The 19,030-nt window shown below is 36.5% G+C and carries 17 protein-coding genes; all 17 read left to right on the top strand.

The annotated features are described in order from the left end of the window. Positions 1–62 precede the first annotated feature (62 nt). The 17 genes from DKG77_RS00980 (at position 63) to DKG77_RS00900 (ending at position 19,007) form a co-directional block, all read left to right on the top strand. Positions 63–605, top strand: a complete 543-nt coding sequence (locus DKG77_RS00980; protein WP_109659336.1) for a heme NO-binding domain-containing protein — start codon at positions 63–65, stop codon at positions 603–605. After that, a complete protein-coding gene (locus DKG77_RS00975) occupies positions 559–2,964 on the top strand; it encodes a PAS domain-containing sensor histidine kinase (protein ID WP_243414773.1) in 2,406 nt (801 codons plus the stop codon). Before DKG77_RS00980 ends, DKG77_RS00975 begins: the two co-directional genes overlap by 47 nt. Before the next feature lie 12 nt (positions 2,965–2,976). After that, positions 2,977–4,104, top strand: a complete 1,128-nt coding sequence (locus DKG77_RS00970) for an FIST signal transduction protein (RefSeq protein ID WP_109659334.1) — start codon at positions 2,977–2,979, stop codon at positions 4,102–4,104. Continuing rightward, entirely contained in the window at positions 4,105–5,178 is a 1,074-nt protein-coding gene (locus DKG77_RS00965) for a sensor histidine kinase (RefSeq protein ID WP_109659332.1), read from the top strand. After that, positions 5,156–5,479 (top strand): Hpt domain-containing protein, encoded by a 324-nt coding sequence (locus DKG77_RS00960; protein ID WP_109659330.1) that lies wholly within the window; start codon positions 5,156–5,158, stop codon positions 5,477–5,479. The genes DKG77_RS00965 and DKG77_RS00960 overlap by 23 nt, the downstream gene beginning before the upstream one ends. Before the next feature lies 1 nt (position 5,480). Next, complete coding sequence (locus tag DKG77_RS00955; protein WP_109659328.1) at positions 5,481–6,191, top strand: LytR/AlgR family response regulator transcription factor; 711 nt, start codon at positions 5,481–5,483, stop codon at positions 6,189–6,191. Positions 6,192–6,300: 109 nt separating this feature from the next. Further along, a complete protein-coding gene (locus tag DKG77_RS00950) occupies positions 6,301–6,603 on the top strand; it encodes an STAS domain-containing protein (protein WP_109659326.1) in 303 nt (100 codons plus the stop codon). A 27-nt stretch (positions 6,604–6,630) separates the two neighbouring features. Beyond that, positions 6,631–7,476 (top strand): glycosyltransferase family 2 protein, encoded by an 846-nt coding sequence (locus tag DKG77_RS00945; protein ID WP_109659324.1) that lies wholly within the window; start codon positions 6,631–6,633, stop codon positions 7,474–7,476. 292 nt (positions 7,477–7,768) lie between these two features. Further along, a complete protein-coding gene (locus tag DKG77_RS00940) occupies positions 7,769–8,134 on the top strand; it encodes a response regulator transcription factor (RefSeq protein WP_109659322.1) in 366 nt (121 codons plus the stop codon). Positions 8,135–8,139: 5 nt separating this feature from the next. Next, a complete protein-coding gene (locus DKG77_RS00935; protein WP_109659320.1) occupies positions 8,140–9,336 on the top strand; it encodes a sugar transferase in 1,197 nt (398 codons plus the stop codon). After that, entirely contained in the window at positions 9,336–10,073 is a 738-nt protein-coding gene (locus tag DKG77_RS00930) for a TolC family protein (protein ID WP_109659318.1), read from the top strand. The genes DKG77_RS00935 and DKG77_RS00930 overlap by 1 nt, the downstream gene beginning before the upstream one ends. A 2-nt stretch (positions 10,074–10,075) precedes the next feature. Continuing rightward, positions 10,076–12,307, top strand: coding sequence for a GumC family protein (locus tag DKG77_RS00925; protein WP_109659316.1), 2,232 nt, complete (start codon positions 10,076–10,078; stop codon positions 12,305–12,307). Beyond that, positions 12,307–13,650 carry an oligosaccharide flippase family protein gene (locus DKG77_RS00920; protein WP_109659314.1) on the top strand — a complete coding sequence of 448 codons (1,344 nt, stop codon included), beginning with the start codon at positions 12,307–12,309 and terminating at the stop codon, positions 13,648–13,650. The genes DKG77_RS00925 and DKG77_RS00920 overlap by 1 nt, the downstream gene beginning before the upstream one ends. After that, complete coding sequence (locus DKG77_RS00915) at positions 13,650–15,125, top strand: O-antigen ligase family protein (protein WP_109659311.1); 1,476 nt, start codon at positions 13,650–13,652, stop codon at positions 15,123–15,125. Before DKG77_RS00920 ends, DKG77_RS00915 begins: the two co-directional genes overlap by 1 nt. 12 nt (positions 15,126–15,137) lie before the next feature. Further along, entirely contained in the window at positions 15,138–16,034 is an 897-nt protein-coding gene (locus DKG77_RS00910; RefSeq protein ID WP_109659309.1) for a glycosyltransferase family 2 protein, read from the top strand. Positions 16,035–16,151: 117 nt separating this feature from the next. Further along, on the top strand, positions 16,152–16,838 hold the full coding sequence (locus DKG77_RS00905; protein ID WP_109659307.1) for a hypothetical protein: 687 nt from the start codon (positions 16,152–16,154) through the stop codon (positions 16,836–16,838). A gap of 213 nt (positions 16,839–17,051) precedes the next feature. Next, positions 17,052–19,007: an LruC domain-containing protein gene (locus tag DKG77_RS00900; RefSeq protein WP_109659305.1), complete on the top strand. Its 1,956-nt coding sequence runs from the start codon at positions 17,052–17,054 to the stop codon at positions 19,005–19,007. Positions 19,008–19,030 lie beyond the last annotated feature (23 nt).

Raw genomic sequence — 19,030 nt, 5'->3', positions numbered from 1 at the left:
ACAACATTCTTTTTTTAATTAGGTAGTACAATTCCTACTTTTAAATCATAATATTCTTTATTATGAAAGGAATTGTTTTTACTGAGTTTATGGAAATGGTCGAGTCTATTTATGGACTGGAGACCGTGGATTCCCTGTTGGAGAATTGTGACCTTCCATCCGGAGGGGCATACACCTCGGTGGGTACATATGACTTTAATGAGATGGTGAGCTTGATTTCTGAACTCAGCAAAAAAAAGAAAACTTCAAAGGAAGATTTGTTGTATTCTTTTGGTCATCATTTGTTTGTTGGGCTTGTTGACGCTCACCCAGAAGTGGTTTCAAGTTACAGAACACCTATTGGACTTCTTCACTGCATAGAAGATCATATTCATATACATGTAAAGAAGCTTTACCCAGATGCAGAATTACCTCAATTTAAAATACTTTCAAAAACAGACAATTCACTAGAAATGATTTACAGCTCTTCAAGAGGGCTCTATGCTTTGGCGCATGGGCTAATTGTAAAAACATTTGAACACTTTGGAAAGTTGGCAAAAGTAGAATATAAACTATTGAATGAAAACGGAACAGAAGTCAAGTTTGCGATCCACCAAAATGGATAGTAGCGAAGTTTCCATATTAAAAAGAGCTTTGTTGCGGGAGAAAAAGGCCCGTAAGACCGCAGAGAGTTTGCTGGAAAATAAAGCAAAAGAACTCTATGACGCCTCTTTACATCTTAAAGAAGCGAATGGACGCTTGGAAACCTTATTGAATGATGGAGGAACCCGCATAGATAACGCTTTTGTCAACATTATTGATCCATATGTAGTTATGGATCTAATGTCGAATGTGATCAATATGAACACTTCTGCAAAGGAGTTTTTAGGGTATGATCATATAAAAGAAAAAATCTGTCTTTCGGATTTAGTACATCCAGACTATTTGGAATACACAGCAGAATCGTTTCAAACATTGCTGCAGGTAGGGGTGCTAAAAAACTATTCTGCAAAAATTGTAACAAAGAATCAAGAGGAGAAGTTTGTAAACATAAATGCAAGTCTTATTTACAATGAAAATGGAAGTCCAATAGCTGCACAGGGAGTGATAAGGGATATTACCCAAGAGATTGAAATAAAACAGCTTTTAGAGAAACAAAAGAAACAGCAAGATATCATTGTAGAGAATTCTTCATTGGGAATTTTATTGATTGTAAAGGACAAAATAATAAAGGCCAACAAGTCCTTTATTGAGTTGCTCGGGTATTCTGAGGTTGAACTCAAGAAAATGTCCTTGGATGAGATTTCTTCCTTAGAAGATAGCAATCTGTATGATAATCTATTGCAAAAGAGTCTGGAAAACGACACTAAAAAGTTTTCCATAATTCGCAAATTCTACAAAAAGAACGGAGAAACGCTATACGGAAAAACATCTATGAGCTCTCTCTTAGATGCAAAAGGAGATGTAGAATATAATGTTGCCATGATAGAAGACATTACCTATGAAAAAATCTCTGAAGAAAAACTTAGAGCCTCGGAAGAACGCATGGGAACCTTGATCAAGAATCTTCAAACTGGAATTCTGTTAGAGGATCAGGACAGAAAGATAGTATTGGCAAATCAAAAGTTTTGCGATCTTTTCGGAATTGTCGTTTCACCAGACGTACTAAAAGGGGTAAACGGGGGGCAATCCATTCACAAATACAAGAACATGTTCTTGGAGCCGGACACAGCTTTGAAAAGAACAAATCATGTTATTGATCAAAAAGAGGTGGTTACAGCAGATGAAATGGAGCTCCTAGATGGTAGAACATTTGAACGCGACTATATTCCTTTGTTTAATAATGGAGAGTATCAAGGACACCTTTGGAGTTATAACGATGTGACTTTAAGAAAGAACTACAGAAAGAATCTAGAAATTCAAAAAGAAAAGTACGGCAGTATTATCGCAAACATGAACCTTGGTCTTGTTGAAGTTGATAGCGATGGCAATATTCTAATGATCAACCAAAGCTTTAGCGACATGGTAGGGTATTCTGCCAATGAATTGATTGGAAAAAATGTTTACGAGGCAGTTCCCATTACCAGCGATGAAACGGATGATTTAAAACTACATCACAAAAAGGAAGTAGAAGGAATTTCGGACTCGTATGAGGTGGCCGTTAAAATTGCCAACGGAGAAAAGAGGTTTTGGCTGGTGAGTGGTGCCCCAAGATATGATGATGCAGGAAATGTAATAGGTTCAATAGGCATTCATTTAGATATTACCGCCCAAAAACACCTTGAACTACAAAAAGAAAATCTCTTAAGAGAGCTTGAGTCAAGTAATAAGGGGCTGCAAGAATATGCCCATATAGTTTCTCATGATTTAAAATCGCCATTAAGAAGTGTAAGTGCTTTGGCGACATGGCTTTATGATGATTATAAGGATTCTTTGGATGAAAATGGGCTGTACAATCTAAAGATGATGCAGGAGAAAATTGAGGGAATGGACAAATTAATTAGCGGAATTTTAAAATATTCAACAGTTAATAATGATGTTTTAGATCATACGGAAGTTGACGTAAATGAGGTAATTCATGAAATTAAAGAAATCATTTATATCCCTGAGAATGTTACAATAAAAACCAAAAAGAAATTACCACTTATAAAAGCGGACAAAACCAAAATACATCAATTGTTCCAGAACTTTTTGAGCAATGCAGTTGTAAATATTGATAAACCAGATGGATTGGTAGAGATAGATTTTAAAGAGCGCTCCACACATTGGGAGTTTAGTGTAAAAGATAATGGGGTGGGAATACCCAAGGAATACCATGAAAAAATCTTCCAGATTTTTCAATCTATTGGAAACAATGAACGTTCAACAGGAATTGGACTTTCAATAGTTAAAAAGATTATTGATAGGTATGACGGTAAAGTCTGGCTGGAAAGTGAAATAGGAGTAGGAACTACGTTCTACTTTTCACTTAAAAAAGATTCTTAAAAACAGAAAATAATGAAGATAAATCAAGCAAAAAGATTAAAAGGAGGAGTGTGGGAGTTTGGTCAAAACGAACCCTTACAAGAACCATTGGTCCTTATTTTTGGAGATAGATATTTACTGGAATCCAAGGATTTGTTCAATGAGGTAAAGGAGCTCTACCCTAAGGGCCATCTTGTTTTTGGGTCTACTTCAGGAGAGATTATGGAAACCAGTGTTTATGAGGAAAGCATTACGTTGACCGCGATAGAATTTGAAAAAACTCGTTTCACCATAGTAAGTGAAAATGTTTCAAACCATGATGATATTGAGAAAATGGGCTTGGCTATTTCAAATCGGTTTGACAAAGAACAGCTTAGGCATATGTTCATTGTTTCTGATGGAAGCTTTGTAAATGGGAGTGACCTAATAGATGGTTTGGAATCAGCAGACGGTTTTAGTGCGTCAATTACGGGAGGGTTATGCGGAGATGGAGCCAGGTTTGAAAAAACATTGACTTCATACAATGAGAATCCAAAGCAAGGGGAAGTGGTGGCCATTGGTTTTTATGGAGGAGATCTCGAAGTTTCTTATGCAAATTTTGGGGGTTGGACACCATTTGGCCCAGAAAGAACGATCACCAAATCTGAAGGTAATGTCCTCTTTGAGATTGATGGAAAACCTGCGTTGGATCTTTATAAAATGTACTTGGGCGATAAAGCTAACGAGTTGCCAAAAGCAGCACTTTTATACCCGCTGACCGTTCAGCAAAATGATGAGTCCGAGCCATTGGTGCGTACTATTCTTAATATAGATGAGGAAGAAAACTCAATGATATTGGCAGGAGATATGCCAATGAACGCAAAAGTACAATTGATGATGTCCACAGTAGATGATATTGCCGAGGGAGCATCCAATGCTGCAGTGTTGGCAATGAGAGATAGAAAGAATAAACCAGAGCTGGCCATTTTGGTAAGTTGCGTGGGTAGAAAATTAGTGCTGGACCAACGTACCGAAGACGAAATTGAAGAGGTGGCGGAGATCATAGGAGACCAAGCAAAAATCGCTGGGTTTTACTCATACGGAGAAATGGCGCCATTTGCCGGAAAGAATGAGTGCCAATTGCATAACCAAACCATGACCCTAACATTATTGAGCGAGTAAATGCATTCCCTGCTTAAAAGACAAATAAAGAAATTCTTCCCAAAAGAGGTAGTGGAACATCCAGAAATGGAGACGTTCTTTAATTCTATCAGTAAATCATACTCAGATTTCGATGAAAAACTGAAAATGATTCAGAGGGCCACGTCTTTAAGCTCAGAGGAGTTATATGAGGCCAATCAAAGGCTGTATAAAGAAACGGAAGGCCAAAGAAAAGTCTTGGATGCTTTAAGCAAGGCAGTTGCCTCTATGCAGCACAAAACCAGCGACCGCATAAACGGTAAGTTGGATTTTAATCCACAAAAATTGGTCGAGGATATAGAAAAACAAGCACATAAACTTGTAGAAATAACTGCAGAAAAGGATATGCTCTTGAAAAACCTGGAACAACAGAATGAGTCATTGAACAACTATGCACATATGGTATCACATGATTTAAAATCGCCAATAAGAAACGTGCATTCTTTGGTGAGCTGGGTGTTTGAGGACGGACAGGATGGTTTCAAAGAAGAAAACAAGGAAAACGTACAGCTTATTTTTCAGAACCTATCTAAGATGGATGGTTTAATTGATGGTATTCTTCGTCATTCAACAATAGACTCTATTCAAGAAAGTGCTGTAATGATAGACCTTAATTTGTTGATTGACGAAATAGGACAAACTATATATGTTCCCGAAAATGTCAAAATAAAAAAGAGTGAAAAACTGCCAAAATTGTATACGGGAAAGTACAGAATAGAGCAGTTGTTCAAGAATTTAATTACCAATGCGATTACGGCAACTGAAGACAGGAGATATGGGCAAGTGATGATAGATGTAAAAGAGGAAAAGGATGGTTGGCTATTTAGTGTATCGGACAATGGAAAGGGAATTCCCAAACATTTGCAGGCAGGCATTTTTGATATGTTCAAAAAGCTTGAAAACAACTCTGGAGCAACTGGGATTGGACTTGCGTTGGTAAAGAAAATTATAAATTATTACAGGGGGGATATCTGGTTATCCTCTGGAGAAGGTATGGGTACAACTTTCTTTTTTACAATAAAAAATGAGCACAATGACAGAGAAGCCAAATCTTAATTATATAAAGGAAATTTCAGGTGGAAATGAAGAATTTGAAAAGAAATTCTTGACTATCATCCAAACCGAGTTTCCAAAAGAGAAAATAGAATATGCAGAATATCTAGAGCGTGATAACTTAGAGGAATCCGCAAAGGTTGTGCACAAAATAAAACACAAATTTGGTATTCTAGGGCTTAATAGCGGGTATAAACTTGCCGTTAAATATGAAGAAGACCTAAAATATGGAGATACAAAACTCAAAGAGGAGTTTCATAAGATTTTACAGTCCGTTGAGGAATTTATTTTAAAGATAGCATAAGATGAGGTGTATTATTGTGGATGATGAGACAAGTGCCAGGGCCATTGTGGCAGAACTGTGCAAGACCATTCCAGATATGGAGGTGGTAGCAGAGTTTCCAAATGCGTTGGAAGCACTTAAATACATTAGACACACCAAAGTAGATTTAATTTTCTTGGATATTCATATGCCCAAACTCTCTGGAGTCGATTTTATAGAAACAGTAAATAACCCTCCAAAAATTGTGTTGACCACATCGGATAAAAACTTTGCTATTGAAGCCTATGAATATGAATTTATAGTTGACTATCTGGTTAAACCAATTTCTTCTGAACGGTTTAAAAAATGTGCTTGTAAATTGGAAAGTACTTTTCAAAAAACACCGCTCGAACAACCAGAAATAAATACAACCCAGAACGAAGATGAAGACCTTTATATCAATATAGATAGGCGATTGATAAAATTAAAATTCATGGATATCTTGCTGATAGAAGCAAAAGGGGACTATATAGAAATACAAACTAGGGCCAAACGATATAGAGTGCACTCAACACTTAAGAAAATAAAGGAAAAGTTGCCCGAGTGCAGGTTCCTTCAAATTCACCGTTCGTTTATAATAAACTTCACTCAAATAATAGATATACAGGACAATAGTGTTCTAATAGAGCGGAGTGTCATTCCAATAAGCAGATCTAATAGACCAGAATTAATGCAGCGACTGAATCTTTTATAAAAAGAAAGAAAAATACTACAATATATACCCTATTTTACGTTAATATATTTAGACGCTTTTTGAAAATGTTAATTAGGGACACAATTTAATAATTAAATCTTTTTAGCATATGTCATTAGAAATAAGGGAGAACAGAGGAATATTCGAAATATTGGGAAAAGTATCTATACAGCATGTAAGTGCTTTGAGCTCATATTTTGATTCCGTTTTGGAACAGCATGACAATGTTGTGATCAGCTTAGAAAAAGTAACTACGTTGGATTCCGCTGCTGCACACTTCTTTGAAAAGTTTTACCAAAAGTCTGTTAGGCAAAATAAGGTTATCTCTCTAATAGGAAGGCAGAACCATAGTATTTCCGAAATCATGAACGCTACAAAAACCAATTACATTTTAAGTTCGGACCGTGTCTAATTGGTGAAACTAAAAAGAGCTTAAAAAATGAAAGTTACCGCCTATAAACCATATTTTGGAGCTACACCAAAAAGCTTGAACGATGATGATTTTAACAAGTTAACCTCGTATTTTGAACTGCTAGCGTCAGTTGCCAAACCTACAGTAAGCCTAATTGTACCGATTTACAGGGCAAAAGAAACTTTGATTGCCCATATATATTCCTTGGCCAATCTTAAAACCATCATTCCTTACGAAGTCATTTTTGTAGAAAATAATGCAGATGAAGAAAGTCTGTCCATTCTTGAACAACTTGGAGCTAAAGTTGTAAGTGAAGCACAGCAGGGAATAACCCATGCAAGACAAAGAGGATTAGAAGAGGCCAAGGGGCAAATTGTATGTACCATGGATCCAGATTCTATATATGATCCATATTACATAGATAAAATGGCTCTTCCTTTTTTTGTTGACAAAGATCTTGTACTCTGTTATTCCGTTTCAAAAAGTTATGAGGATGATTTTCAACTCTCTTCCAAAATGAAATTTCGGAACAAGGTGAAAAATATTTATTTCCGGTGGAAGTTATCCCAAGGCTTTACTACAAAAATTAAGCACATTAGAGCGGTTTGTATGGCAATCCGAAGGGATGCCATTCTTCCCATCGGGTATGAAACTGACCTAAGGGCGGTTTCAGGATGTGATGATGGTATGCTGGCCATTAAACTCTATACCGTTGGTAAGTTCAAATATGTCCCCATTGATGTTTACACTGCCTTACCACCAAAAAGGGACCCTGCAAAGCCATTTCCATTTTGCAATGAAAGGTTTATACCTACTAAAAAATCAATGGAAGAAGCGTATAAGGCGTTAATTACGGACGAGGTTACACAATAGATTTTTGGGTGATTTCTAGCTCAATTTTTTACCTCTAGCTCATTTCTCCACTTTCAATTTGTTTGCTCATAGCTAACCAATATAGTTTAGCGATGGGCGAGTACGCTTAAAAGCCTTAAAATCCTATATTTTTTTTGAGGCCTGGCTATACATTACGCAGCAAAATGTTACTATCAATAAACTGCAACTTACAACATGCTGCCTTGGTTTTACAACATAGAATTATCATTAAGTAATATTTATCCTACTTTTCAACTATGTTAAGTACTACAAAATTTAAAAAAGAAATACAATGAAAATTCTAGTAGTAGATGATAAACAATCGCTGAGCGAATTGGTATCGCAGTTTTTAGGACAATCATACAATGTAACCACAATGGAAGATGGTTTATCAGCATTGTCATGGATGCAGGAAGGGAATATTCCGGATTTGATTATTACAGATTTGGAAATGCCAAATATGGATGGGTTTGAACTTATTCAAAAAATAAAGGAAAGCGGGTATTTTGCTGAAATTCCAATAATCGTGTTGAGTTGCAGAGATAGCAGTGCGGATCGTATTCAGTGTTTAAAATTGGGTGCGGATGATTATTTGGTAAAGCCATTTAACCCTGAAGAACTGTTAATTAGAGTAGAAAAACTGCTTATACGGGCTTAAGAATTATGGAAGTAATTTCGGACAAGAAACTTTGCCTTCTTTATGTGGGAACAAATCAAAAAGTGGTGGAACAGTTTATGGACTGCGACCAAAAAGTAGATCTCCACATTGCAAAAAACTCCGTTTTGGCCATTAAATGGCTAGAGGAACATAAAAATGTGGATGCCATTCTTTGTGAAAAACAAATTCCAGGACAATCTGGTATAGAGTTTCATAAAACTTTGAGGGAGAGGTTCGCAAATAACAGCTCCATTCCGTTCATTTTGGTAGCCAAGGATAGGAACAAAAATGACTTGTCAGAAGCGGTTAAAAATGGTATAGATGATTTCTATGTGCAACCTCTTTCCACAACCAATATCTTGGATAGAGTTCGTTTTTTAAAAGAGCTTAAGGTCAATTTAAAAAAGGAAAAAATTGCACCATCAAAAGGAGTGGACAAAGAATACAAAATAGGTTTTTGGAAACGAACTTTTGATATCACTGTAGCGGGACTCGCTTTATTGTTGGGCTCCCCGTTCCTGATACTGTTTATCATTGCTATTAGACTAGAGTCCAAGGGCAAGGTCTATTACATTTCCAAAAGAGTGGGGACAGGATATAAAATTTTTGATTTCTATAAACTACGCTCCATGTACCCAGATGCAGATAAGCGTTTAAAAGAGTTTCAGCACTTAAATCAATATGCACACGAAGACCTTGAACAGTCCAAGGAAGAAAGTATTGGGCAAACATTGGATAAGACACAAGGAACGGTTCTTTTTGGAGATGATGCTGAAGTAGATGAGAACCTTCATAACAACATACGTAAAGAAAGTGCCAAGAGTGCTTTTGTAAAGTTCGATAACGACCCTAGAATAACCAAAGTTGGAAAGATTATAAGAAAGTTAAGTATAGATGAATTGCCACAGCTGATCAATGTTCTTAAGGGAGATATGTCCGTGGTGGGCAATAGACCTTTGCCTTTATATGAGGCCGAAGTGTTGACTACGGATGAATGGACGAATAGGTTCAACGGCCCTGCAGGAATAACAGGACTTTGGCAGGTAGAAGCTCGAGGAAGAAGTTCCAAAATGTCCCCGGAAGAACGTAAAAATCTGGATGTTAAATATGTAGAATACGCTAACAGTAAGTACGCTTTTTTGATTGATATGTGGATAGTACTGAGAACGTTCAGAGCAGTTTTTCAAAAAGAGAACGTATAATGAAGAAATTTTGGGGCTTTTTATTGGTTTTTTTGGTACTACAAACCGTTGCTGGTCAGTCTATCAATGATTTTATTGAAAAAGGGCTCAAAGAAAATGATATCAGCAAAAAATTACCACCTATTGACACACTTATTTTTATGGCCAAAGAATATTCGCCATTTATAAAAGTGACTATCTCAGAACAACAGTATAGAGATGGTGTTGTTTCAGATGAACAACGAGCTTGGTTGGAGTATATAAATTTAGAAGCAGGCTATAACTATGGCATTTTTGATAATCTGAGCAACTCTCAAATAGCAGGTGACCCAGGAAGCCAGACCCTCTTTTCTACGGAACAAAGTAGGTATAACGTCGGTGTTTCATTACGGTTGCCTTTGTCTGCGATAATTAACCGCAGGGCCAAGATAAAAAGTGCAAAAGGAGAAGCGGAAAAAGCTCGTTTTGAAACCCAAGTGGCAGAGGTAGAATTAGAACAAAAAGTTGTTGAACTCTATAATGATTTACTTAAGACCCATCGGTTGTTTTTTATTTCGGGGTCTATTGTGGACAACTTCAGAATTCAATCCATAAGGGCCGAAAAGGATTTTGCTAATGGTGTGATCAATGTTACTGAGTATACCCGTTTGCAACAAATGATGAACCAAGCAACAATGAATTTTGAACTACAACGCTCAGAATTTATTTCTTCAATAATGGCTTTAGAAAACATTATCGGAGCAGATTTGAATATTTAATAATGAAGTTTAATCTACTTTTTTTTGTTCGTCTTTTACTCAGACACATTGGTTTATTGGTAGCTATGCCCATAATCCTGGCTTCTTTGGTGTTTTTTATGACCAGAGATGAACCAAAAGCGTATAATTCAAAAGCTCGAATCTATACAGGAATCGCCACAGGCTCCAATATAGAACTGGAAAACACCAAAATTGATTTTAGAGCTACCAATACGGCCTACGATAACCTTCTCAACTTAATAAAAGCACGAACCACCATGGAAATTGTTGGCCTAAAGCTGTTCACACAGCATATGGCTTTGGATAGTGCGGATATTAAAATTATATCCAGAGATAAATATAAAAACCTCATGGAAGATGTTCCAGAAGAGGTAAAGAAGTTGGTGGTGAGAGGTAATGTGGAGAAAACCTATGAGAATTTTGTTGCCCTAAAAGAATCTGACCATACCAACTACATCTATAAGCTGATTAATCTGGACCACCCGGATTACAGTATAGAAAAAATTTCAGGTAAAGTAGGTATAAGACGTATTTCTAACAGTGATTTTGTTGATATTGATTTTGAGTCTGAAGATCCAGCAATTTGTCAAAATACTTTGTTGATTTTATGCGAGGTTTTTGTTCAGTTGAACGCAGATATAAAGGTAAACCAATCGGATGCCGTAGTCAAATATTTTGAAGGGCAGTTGGGAAAATCCACCGTGGATTTAAGAGGTGCAGAAGACGAACTTTTAGATTTTAATAGAGCAAATAATATCATCAACTATTACGAGCAGACCAAACACATAGCTGCTGAAAAAGAGGAATTTGAAATCAAATATTTTGAGGTTCAAAGAAAGTTTCAAGCATCCAAAGCTGTTTTATCCGTGCTGGAATCCAAGTTAAAGACCCATGAAAGAAAACGTATTTCCAGTCAAAGCATTATGGAGCTTAGAAAGGAATTGTCAACCTTGAATTTTGAGGTTTCAATGAAAACTCTTGGGTTGGCAAGAGACTCTGTCCAGCGCGAAAAAGATGGAAAAGAGGTTTCGAAAAAAATGGAAAGGATCAATGCATTGGAGAGAAGGTTGGCATCTCATATAGATACACTCTATACCACAGATTATGATACCAAGAGCATTGCATCTACCAGCGTACTATCAGACTGGCTGCAAAATACCATAGAGTATGAAGGCTACAATGCACAGTTAAAGGTGATGGAGCAAAAACGTGTGGAGTTTAAAGAGTTGTATCAAGAGTTTTCTCCCCTTGGAGCAACAATGAAAAGATTGGAACGTAAAATTGATATTGCAGAACGGGAATATTTAAGCTTGCTTCATAGTCTTGGTTTGGCCAAGCTTCGTCAACAAAATGTAGAGTTAAAATCCAATATAAAACTGACCGAAGTGCCATTTTTTCCTATAAGTCCAAAACCAAGTAAGCGCATGCTTTTGGTTATTGTAGCTGGTATGGTAGGCTTTGTTTTAGTGGCTGCTACCATACTTGTCCTTGAGCTTTTGGACGGAAACCTTAATACGGCAAAAAGAGCGGAAGATAAAATTGAATTAAAGGTATCCTCTATTTTCCCTGTAATAAGCGATAAGAACAAAAAATTGGACTATGATTACCTCAAAAATAAGGCAGTAAATGCCATTTCAAGAAACGTAATACTAAATCAGTATAAAAAAGAAAAAGAAAACGAGCCGGTGATCAATATGTTGTTTTCAACTCAAGAAAACGAAGGGAAAACCTTTATCTGTAGACATTTAATTGCCAAATTATGCGAGCTGGAATATAAAACGCTTCACATTAGTTATGATGAACAAGACCTTGGGTTAACTACCGAATTTTATTATAAAATAGAATACAAAGTGAGCGATAAGCTTTATAAAATTTCAAATGTTCAAGAGTTTGATGCGGGCAATACAATTTCTGATTTCAACACTTTTGATTTTATCATTTTAGAAATTCCAAGCATTATAAAAAATCCGTTTCCTGTAAAACTGGCTTCAACCATGGATTATACCTTTTTGGTGACCAGAGCCAATAGGGCTTGGGGCGAGGCAGACAAAAATGCATTGAATTTATTTAAAGAAGCTACAACAGGACCTGAACCATCTGTTATTCTTAACGGAGTAAAGGTTTTGGAAATGGAAACAGTAGTGGGCGACCTACCCAAGAAAAGATCATTGATTCGAAGTTGGGTAAAAAAGATAGTTCAGTTTAGATTTTTCACCAAAGAATCAGTTGCCTAATGTTAGAACAACTCAAAAATATCAGCAAAGAAAAAAATCTATCCTCATTAATGGCGAACGTTAGTGTTGCATTTTTGGGATTGGTAAGTTTCATGCTATTGACAAGACAATTGAGCAAAGAACTTTTTGGGGAATGGGTCTTATTTATAACCTTGGCCACTTTTGTAGACCTTTTACGTTTTGGACTCACTCGAACCTCTTCTGTTCGTTTGTTGTCCGGTGCAAATGACCAAAAACAAAAAAACATACTAGGTTCTACATTTAGAATCAATATAAATCTTTTGGGAATATTGACAGTTCTATGTTGGGGAGCTCACGTAATCTTACTTAGTTACAATCTTGAAATCAATAATGGATATAGGTTATTCTTGTTTTACTATCCTTTTTTGGCACTTTCCAATCTAAGTTGGAACAACGCCATGTCGCTTTTTCAGGCAGAGCAAAATTTTAGACGAATGATGGTGGTAAGACTTTCCAATGTTGGATTGTTCTGCATATTCCTTGTGATAAACCAATGGTGGCTGCACTTAGGTTTGATTGACATTATTTGGGTGAATATTGCGGTTAATATGGTTTCCAGTATCTGGTGTTCTATCAAAAATTGGGATGGACTTTTCTTTGTAAAACATGCTAAGAGAAGCATAAGAAAAGAACTGGTAAATTTTGGTAAATATTCTATGGGTACCCTCATAAGCTCCAGCTTATTGAAAAGCTCAGATACTTTTATTATTGGAATGAGTCCTTTTTTAGGTTCGGCAGGTATTGCAATGTATGCCATACCATTGAAACTTACAGATCTTTTGGGAATACCATTGCACAGTTTTGCAATGACAGCCTACCCTAGAATGTCCAAAAAATCCATTGAAGGAGATTTAAGTGGAGTTAAAAAGATTTTTTATTCCTACGTTGGCATCATTACAATGTTGTTCTTTCCCGTGGCTTTGGTAAGTTTTGTATTTGCAGAGCATATGGTGCTGTTCTTGGGGGGAGCTGAGTATATGGATTCATTGCCGTTACTGACCTTGATCTTTAGAGTATTTACGGTTTATATCATGTTATTGCCTATTGATCGCTTTACAGGAGTTTTATTGGATAGTATTAATAAACCAAAGTTGAACCTTTACAAGGTTTTGGTGATGACATCCGCAAATATCATTCTAAATCTTTTAGCGGTATTCGTATTTAAAAGTTTGGTTGCCGTTGCAATGGGAACTGTACTATTTACTGTAATGGGAATATTCCTGGGATTTTATTACCTAAAGAGAGAGATTCAGATTAAAAGTGGACAGATAGTGTCTGAAAGTGTACTATTCCTTAAAAACCTCAAAACACATTTAGGGTAATGAATACATTTGAAACCACACAAGGATCAGATTACCTTAGAAAACCTCTGCCCATTTTAATGTTATTATCGGTGGTTTTGACCACGGCTCACTTGACGGCAACCAAAGGATTGGTAGCAGGTATTGGAATCATGGTCATACCATTTGCTGTTGTGTATTTGGGAGCACTTTTTGTAAACCCAAGAATTGGGGTGATAACAGTGCTTATCTTCAATTTTTTTGTATTGGGTATTGGTAGATATATTCCTATGACATGGGGATTACTAATGGATGGTTTAATGGTGTTAATGTACTTGGCACTATTTTTTAAGGCCTTTAGAATAAAAGTGCCATGGAATAGGGCAAGTTCTCAACTTACTATTTTGGCATCTGTTTGGTTTGGCTATGCAATATTTCAAATAGTAAACCCCGAAGCAGTTAGCATTGCGGCATGGTTCTATGCCATGAGGGGATTGGCATTATATATGTGGTTGTTCATTCCATTGGTTTTTATATTATTTAACAAACCAAAAGACCTTCAATTGTTCTTTGTTATTTGGGGCGTTTTATCTCTTTTGGCAACAATGAAGGGAATGCAGCAATTGATCTTTGGCGTAGACCCTTTTGAACAAGCATGGTTAGATGCTGGAGGAGATGTAACCCATATCCTCTTTGGAAAACTTAGAATATTTTCTTTTTATTCAGATGCAGGTCAGTTTGGTGCGGCACAAGGTCATGCAGGGGTTGTGTTTGGAGTGTTGGCCCTGTTTGCAAAAAACAGAAAATTTCAGATTTTTTGTGCAATTGTCTGTTTGGCGGGGCTTTTGGGAATGATGATTTCAGGTACTCGTGGGGCAATTGCTGTTCCAGCTGCTGGAGGGATGATGTTTATAATTATTAGAAAACACATTCCAAGTATTGTGCTGGGTGTACTTGCTGGAATAAGCATTTTTGTTTTTTTCAAATACACTACTATCGGAAATGATAATGACCAAATACGTAGAATGCGGACTGCTTTTGATCCCAATGATGCCTCTTTGCAAGTGCGACTTGAAAATCAAGCAAAATTAAAAGGGTATTTAACTTCTAGACCATTTGGAGGAGGTATTGGTTCAACAGGAAACTGGGGGAAACGATTTTCACCTAATACCTTTTTGGCGAACACGGCAACAGACAGTTGGTTTGTGGCGGTTTGGGCGGATACCGGAATTGTGGGTCTATACCTTCATTTATTTATTCTCTTTTTTGCACTGATTACAGGGGCTTATAACGTCATGTACAAAATACGGGATGGCTGGCTAAAAGGCCAAATTGCCGCTTTAGTATGTGGCATGTTTGGTATAATGGCGGCTTCCTATGGAAATGGAATTTTTGGACAATTTCCAACATGCATATTAATGTATGCAGGTATGGTGTTCATGTTCATTGCTCCAAAATTGGACAAGAAAATTATGGAGGAAAAAGAAGCAAACCTAGAATTGGAGGTAGCATCCTAAATAATACACAAAATGACCAAAAAACCACTCGTATCTATTATAACCATTAACTACAATGAATCTGAAGTTACTATGGATTTGTTGCAATCCATTAGAGGATTAACCTATTCAAACTATGAAGTCATTGTAGTGGATAATGCTTCACCCAATGACAATCCAGATGGTATAAAGGAAAAATATCCAGAAGTAACCCTTATAAAAAGCAAGGAAAATCTGGGGTTTGCAGGAGGTAATAATCTTGGCGTTAAAAAGGCCAAAGGAGACTATTTGTTATTTATAAACAATGACACCATAGTCCCCAACGATTTTATAGAACCACTTGTAGAAACACTGCAAGAGGATGAGACCATTGGAATGGTGAGTCCTAAGATTAAATTTCACTGGGACTCCACTTTAATACAATACGCAGGTTATACACCTATGAGCCATTGGACCATACGCAACAACAGCATAGGATACCATAAAAAAGATAATGGGGATTTTGACAAAGCTGGAGAAACCCAATCCATTCATGGAGCGGCAATGATGGTTCCCATAAGTGTGGTGGAAAAAGTTGGAATGATGACAGAAATCTATTTCTTGTACTATGAAGAACATGACTGGGCGGAAATGGTAAAAAGAGCTGGATATAAAATTTTCTACCAACCCAAATCACATATTCTACATAAAGAATCTGTTTCCACTGGAAAATTCAGTCCTTTAAAAACTTATTATATTTCAAGAAACAGAATTCTTTTTGCAAGAAGAAATTTTAAGCCACTACAACTGTTTATCAGTTTATTGTTCCAGTGCTTTGTATCAATACCTAAAAACACACTTGTTTTTATTGTAAAAAGAGACTTTCAACATCTAAGAGCTTTTTGGAGTGCTATTTCATGGAATTTAACACATAAGGCAATGGCCAATTAACGATCTTCCCACCCTGGCAAATATGCATGCATAAAGTCTAATAGGGGTTCTATAAATTCAACTGCGTACAAAAAAACGGGAATTTCTATTTTGATGCATCTAATCTACAGGTGTGTTATGGAGCAAAAGCATGGTGTCCTATTAAAATGGTTTTGGCTAGGAGTTCCAATTGTTAGTGCAGTGCTAATGTTTTTCTATCTATGTAGGGATGCAGATAGCCATGTGGTGAATCTAGTTTTGAAAAAGAAGAACAAAACATATCTATTTTCAAAGTTGGGAACCACCTCAGTTAAATATGGTATTGTTAAAAATGAAAGCCCAAATGTTTTTGGATTTGTTCATCTTTTTGAAGAAAAGAATAGGTTTTATGTCAACCCGGCCCACATCAAAGAAATTATAGATCTCTTGTGCGGAAACTATGTTCTACATGATTATGAACAGCAAAATTATGATGGATATGTTAAGTCTGGAAAACAGAGTTGCCTTAAAAAATCATTTAAAAATGGAAGTGTCAAAAAAATTGGAGAACAGATGCACATAAATATGGTTCAATTAACAAATAGGGAATTAGGGAACTTGTATGATATAAATTGGGAACATAACCTGAAGGAAAATGAATCTAGGGCCTTGGAAAACTGTGAGAAAAAATCCTTTATGATTACAACTCAGATTCTGCCCGGAGAGACTGTAACGGCATCAAAAGATTTCATAATGGTTAATTTAGATGATGTTGTAAAATTTTATGGCAATGAAGTAGGCCTGAGGCTTGATGAAAAGAAGCAGCTTCTTTTCATCGTGGAATAATATTAGAATGTAGGCCATAGTAATTAAAATACGAAGGCCTGTGTCAAAGGAACTGTAAACTGACTATTTCTAGCATCCATGCTATGAGACGCTTAGGGATAACTAGATGCTTGGTTGTTACCAATTGACAACACGAATCAATAGCTTTACAACAAATACTTTTCTTTATTAAAATGTAGGATAATATTTACAAACTATATTAAACCTACGGTAATGTCCAAAGTTTTAAAAATTGCAATACTTCTCATTGTTATTTGTATTTATGTTGGTTGTGTAAGCGAAAGCGACTTGGGTCCACCAAAGGAAGATCCAGTTGTTATAGACGAAGATGATGACAATCCTTTAGGGGATTTTAATGTTTCAGCAAATTTTAATTACGCTACAAACAAAGAAGTTAGGATTACCTTGGATGTTCCTGATTTCTTGAGCAAGGCGGTTTTTTCACTTTATAGCAAAACGGGAACGCAGGACAGTGTTTCTTTTGGGCGAGCCACTTTTGATCCCAATGGACATTTTGAAGAAAAATTTCTTTTACAAGTACAAGTAGACAGTGTGCTATTAATATCTAATTATTTAGGACTAACCAAGGATATTAGACTGGCAGTGCAAAATGGTGCTGTTTCTTACGATTATAGGCCATTGTATGTTCGTTCTGCCTCTAGCAAAGAAAATATTTTGTTACGGCCCAAGAAAGTAGCAACCCAACTTAATGGAAAAGTTCCTTATACCTATTTAGGAGGGTTTAACGGTCAAGGAGTTCCTAATGAAATGGAATTACCTGATGTAATACAACAGAACCTGTTGGATGATATAAATGCATCACTTCCCGAACGTAGTCGAGTACCAAACGCTAACCCGCAGTTTTTATCAAATAGTAGTGAGACCAGTATGGTACTTACAGATTTAGCGGATGTTTGGGTCACTTTTGTTTCTGAGGGTGCAGGGTATAGAAATGCTTTGGGATATTATTCCTATCCCATTGGAAGTGCTCCTGCAACTGTTGATGATATTGCGGCACACAATATAATTTTCCCAAATGTTTCCATGGTGGGGTCATCAGGGGGATTGGTGCCAGGAGATCGCGTTCTTTTAGGTCGTTTTCAGCCAAATACGGTAATATCTTGGTTTGTTGTGTCCAATGGATGGAATGGATCTGGAGTAGGAGATGGTATCAATATTTTTTATTCAGAACCTAGCTTTAATCCAGAGTCCTCTAGTTTGAATACGCATGTTGTACAACTTTATGATACCACTCGCGAAATCAATTTTTTAGCCTTTGAGGATTTAAGAAGAGATCAAAATTCAGATGAAGATTTTAATGATGCGGTTTTTTATGCTCGTGCTAACCCAGTTGAGTCAATAGAATTGACCAATGTAGTTGCTTTAATCCCTGCCAATGATGAAGATGGGGATGGAGTAAATGATGAATTGGACGATTTTCCTTTTGACGTTAATAAAGCCTTCAATAATTTTTCGCCAAGTGAAAACCTTTCAGGCGTCTTGGCTTATGAAGATTTGTGGCCAAGCCAAGGGGATTATGATTTTAATGATCTTGTTGTTTCCTACAGTTACAACCTTATTACCAATGCATCAAATCAGGTAACAAGTATCGAAGGAACTTTCATTATCGATAATATTGGTGGAGCTTTTCAAAATGGTTTTGGATTGTCTTTTCCAATCGACCCCTCTACAATTGAAAGTGTTCAGGGACAGATTATCAATGCAGATTTTATAAGCCTAAATGCAAATGGAACAGAATCGGGCACTACGACCAATGAAACTGTTGTATTTGTTGCAGGTAATGTTATAGAAATGGAAGGTGATACCATTCAATTGGTCATCGATTTTAATACACCTGTAAGCTATGAGCAGCTAGGGTCTGTTCCATTTAATCCTTTCCTGATTTCCAATGGAGATAGAGCAAAGGAGGTTCATCTTCCCGATTTTGAGCCAACAAGCAAAGCTGGTTTTTTGGGGACCTCAAGTGACGATAGTAACCCATCTGAAAATAGATATTATAAAACCAGTACAAATCTACCGTGGGCTCTGAACATTTTTGATGATTTTGTTCCCCCACAGGAAATGGTTCCAATAAATATTGAATATCCAAAGTTTGTCAATTGGGCCAATTCTGGAGGAACACAGGATTTAGATTGGTATGTGAGATAATAAATTAGAATAGAAAATCAACC

Origin of the sequence: Flagellimonas aquimarina (assembly GCF_003149745.1) — a bacterium.
Lineage (GTDB): Bacteria > Bacteroidota > Bacteroidia > Flavobacteriales > Flavobacteriaceae > Flagellimonas > Flagellimonas aquimarina.
The sequence above is the reverse complement of the archived record's forward strand: the minus strand, read 5'-3'. Positions and strand labels throughout refer to the sequence as shown.

What these genes read in the sequence shown, in the direction of transcription:
- DKG77_RS00935 (WP_109659320.1), top strand. Translation starts at nt 8,140, where the DNA reads ATGGAAGTAATTTCGGACAAGAAACTTTGCCTTCTTTATGTGGGAACA.
- DKG77_RS00915 (WP_109659311.1), top strand. Translation starts at nt 13,650, where the DNA reads ATGAATACATTTGAAACCACACAAGGATCAGATTACCTTAGAAAACCT.
- DKG77_RS00955 (WP_109659328.1), top strand. Translation starts at nt 5,481, where the DNA reads ATGAGGTGTATTATTGTGGATGATGAGACAAGTGCCAGGGCCATTGTG.
- DKG77_RS00970 (WP_109659334.1), top strand. Translation starts at nt 2,977, where the DNA reads ATGAAGATAAATCAAGCAAAAAGATTAAAAGGAGGAGTGTGGGAGTTT.
- DKG77_RS00940 (WP_109659322.1), top strand. Translation starts at nt 7,769, where the DNA reads ATGAAAATTCTAGTAGTAGATGATAAACAATCGCTGAGCGAATTGGTA.
- DKG77_RS00900 (WP_109659305.1), top strand. Translation starts at nt 17,052, where the DNA reads ATGTCCAAAGTTTTAAAAATTGCAATACTTCTCATTGTTATTTGTATT.
- DKG77_RS00925 (WP_109659316.1), top strand. Translation starts at nt 10,076, where the DNA reads ATGAAGTTTAATCTACTTTTTTTTGTTCGTCTTTTACTCAGACACATT.
- DKG77_RS00905 (WP_109659307.1), top strand. Translation starts at nt 16,152, where the DNA reads ATGGAGCAAAAGCATGGTGTCCTATTAAAATGGTTTTGGCTAGGAGTT.
- DKG77_RS00975 (WP_243414773.1), top strand. Translation starts at nt 559, where the DNA reads ATGAAAACGGAACAGAAGTCAAGTTTGCGATCCACCAAAATGGATAGT.
- DKG77_RS00960 (WP_109659330.1), top strand. Translation starts at nt 5,156, where the DNA reads ATGACAGAGAAGCCAAATCTTAATTATATAAAGGAAATTTCAGGTGGA.
- DKG77_RS00965 (WP_109659332.1), top strand. Translation starts at nt 4,105, where the DNA reads ATGCATTCCCTGCTTAAAAGACAAATAAAGAAATTCTTCCCAAAAGAG.
- DKG77_RS00945 (WP_109659324.1), top strand. Translation starts at nt 6,631, where the DNA reads ATGAAAGTTACCGCCTATAAACCATATTTTGGAGCTACACCAAAAAGC.
- DKG77_RS00910 (WP_109659309.1), top strand. Translation starts at nt 15,138, where the DNA reads ATGACCAAAAAACCACTCGTATCTATTATAACCATTAACTACAATGAA.
- DKG77_RS00920 (WP_109659314.1), top strand. Translation starts at nt 12,307, where the DNA reads ATGTTAGAACAACTCAAAAATATCAGCAAAGAAAAAAATCTATCCTCA.
- DKG77_RS00930 (WP_109659318.1), top strand. Translation starts at nt 9,336, where the DNA reads ATGAAGAAATTTTGGGGCTTTTTATTGGTTTTTTTGGTACTACAAACC.
- DKG77_RS00950 (WP_109659326.1), top strand. Translation starts at nt 6,301, where the DNA reads ATGTCATTAGAAATAAGGGAGAACAGAGGAATATTCGAAATATTGGGA.
- DKG77_RS00980 (WP_109659336.1), top strand. Translation starts at nt 63, where the DNA reads ATGAAAGGAATTGTTTTTACTGAGTTTATGGAAATGGTCGAGTCTATT.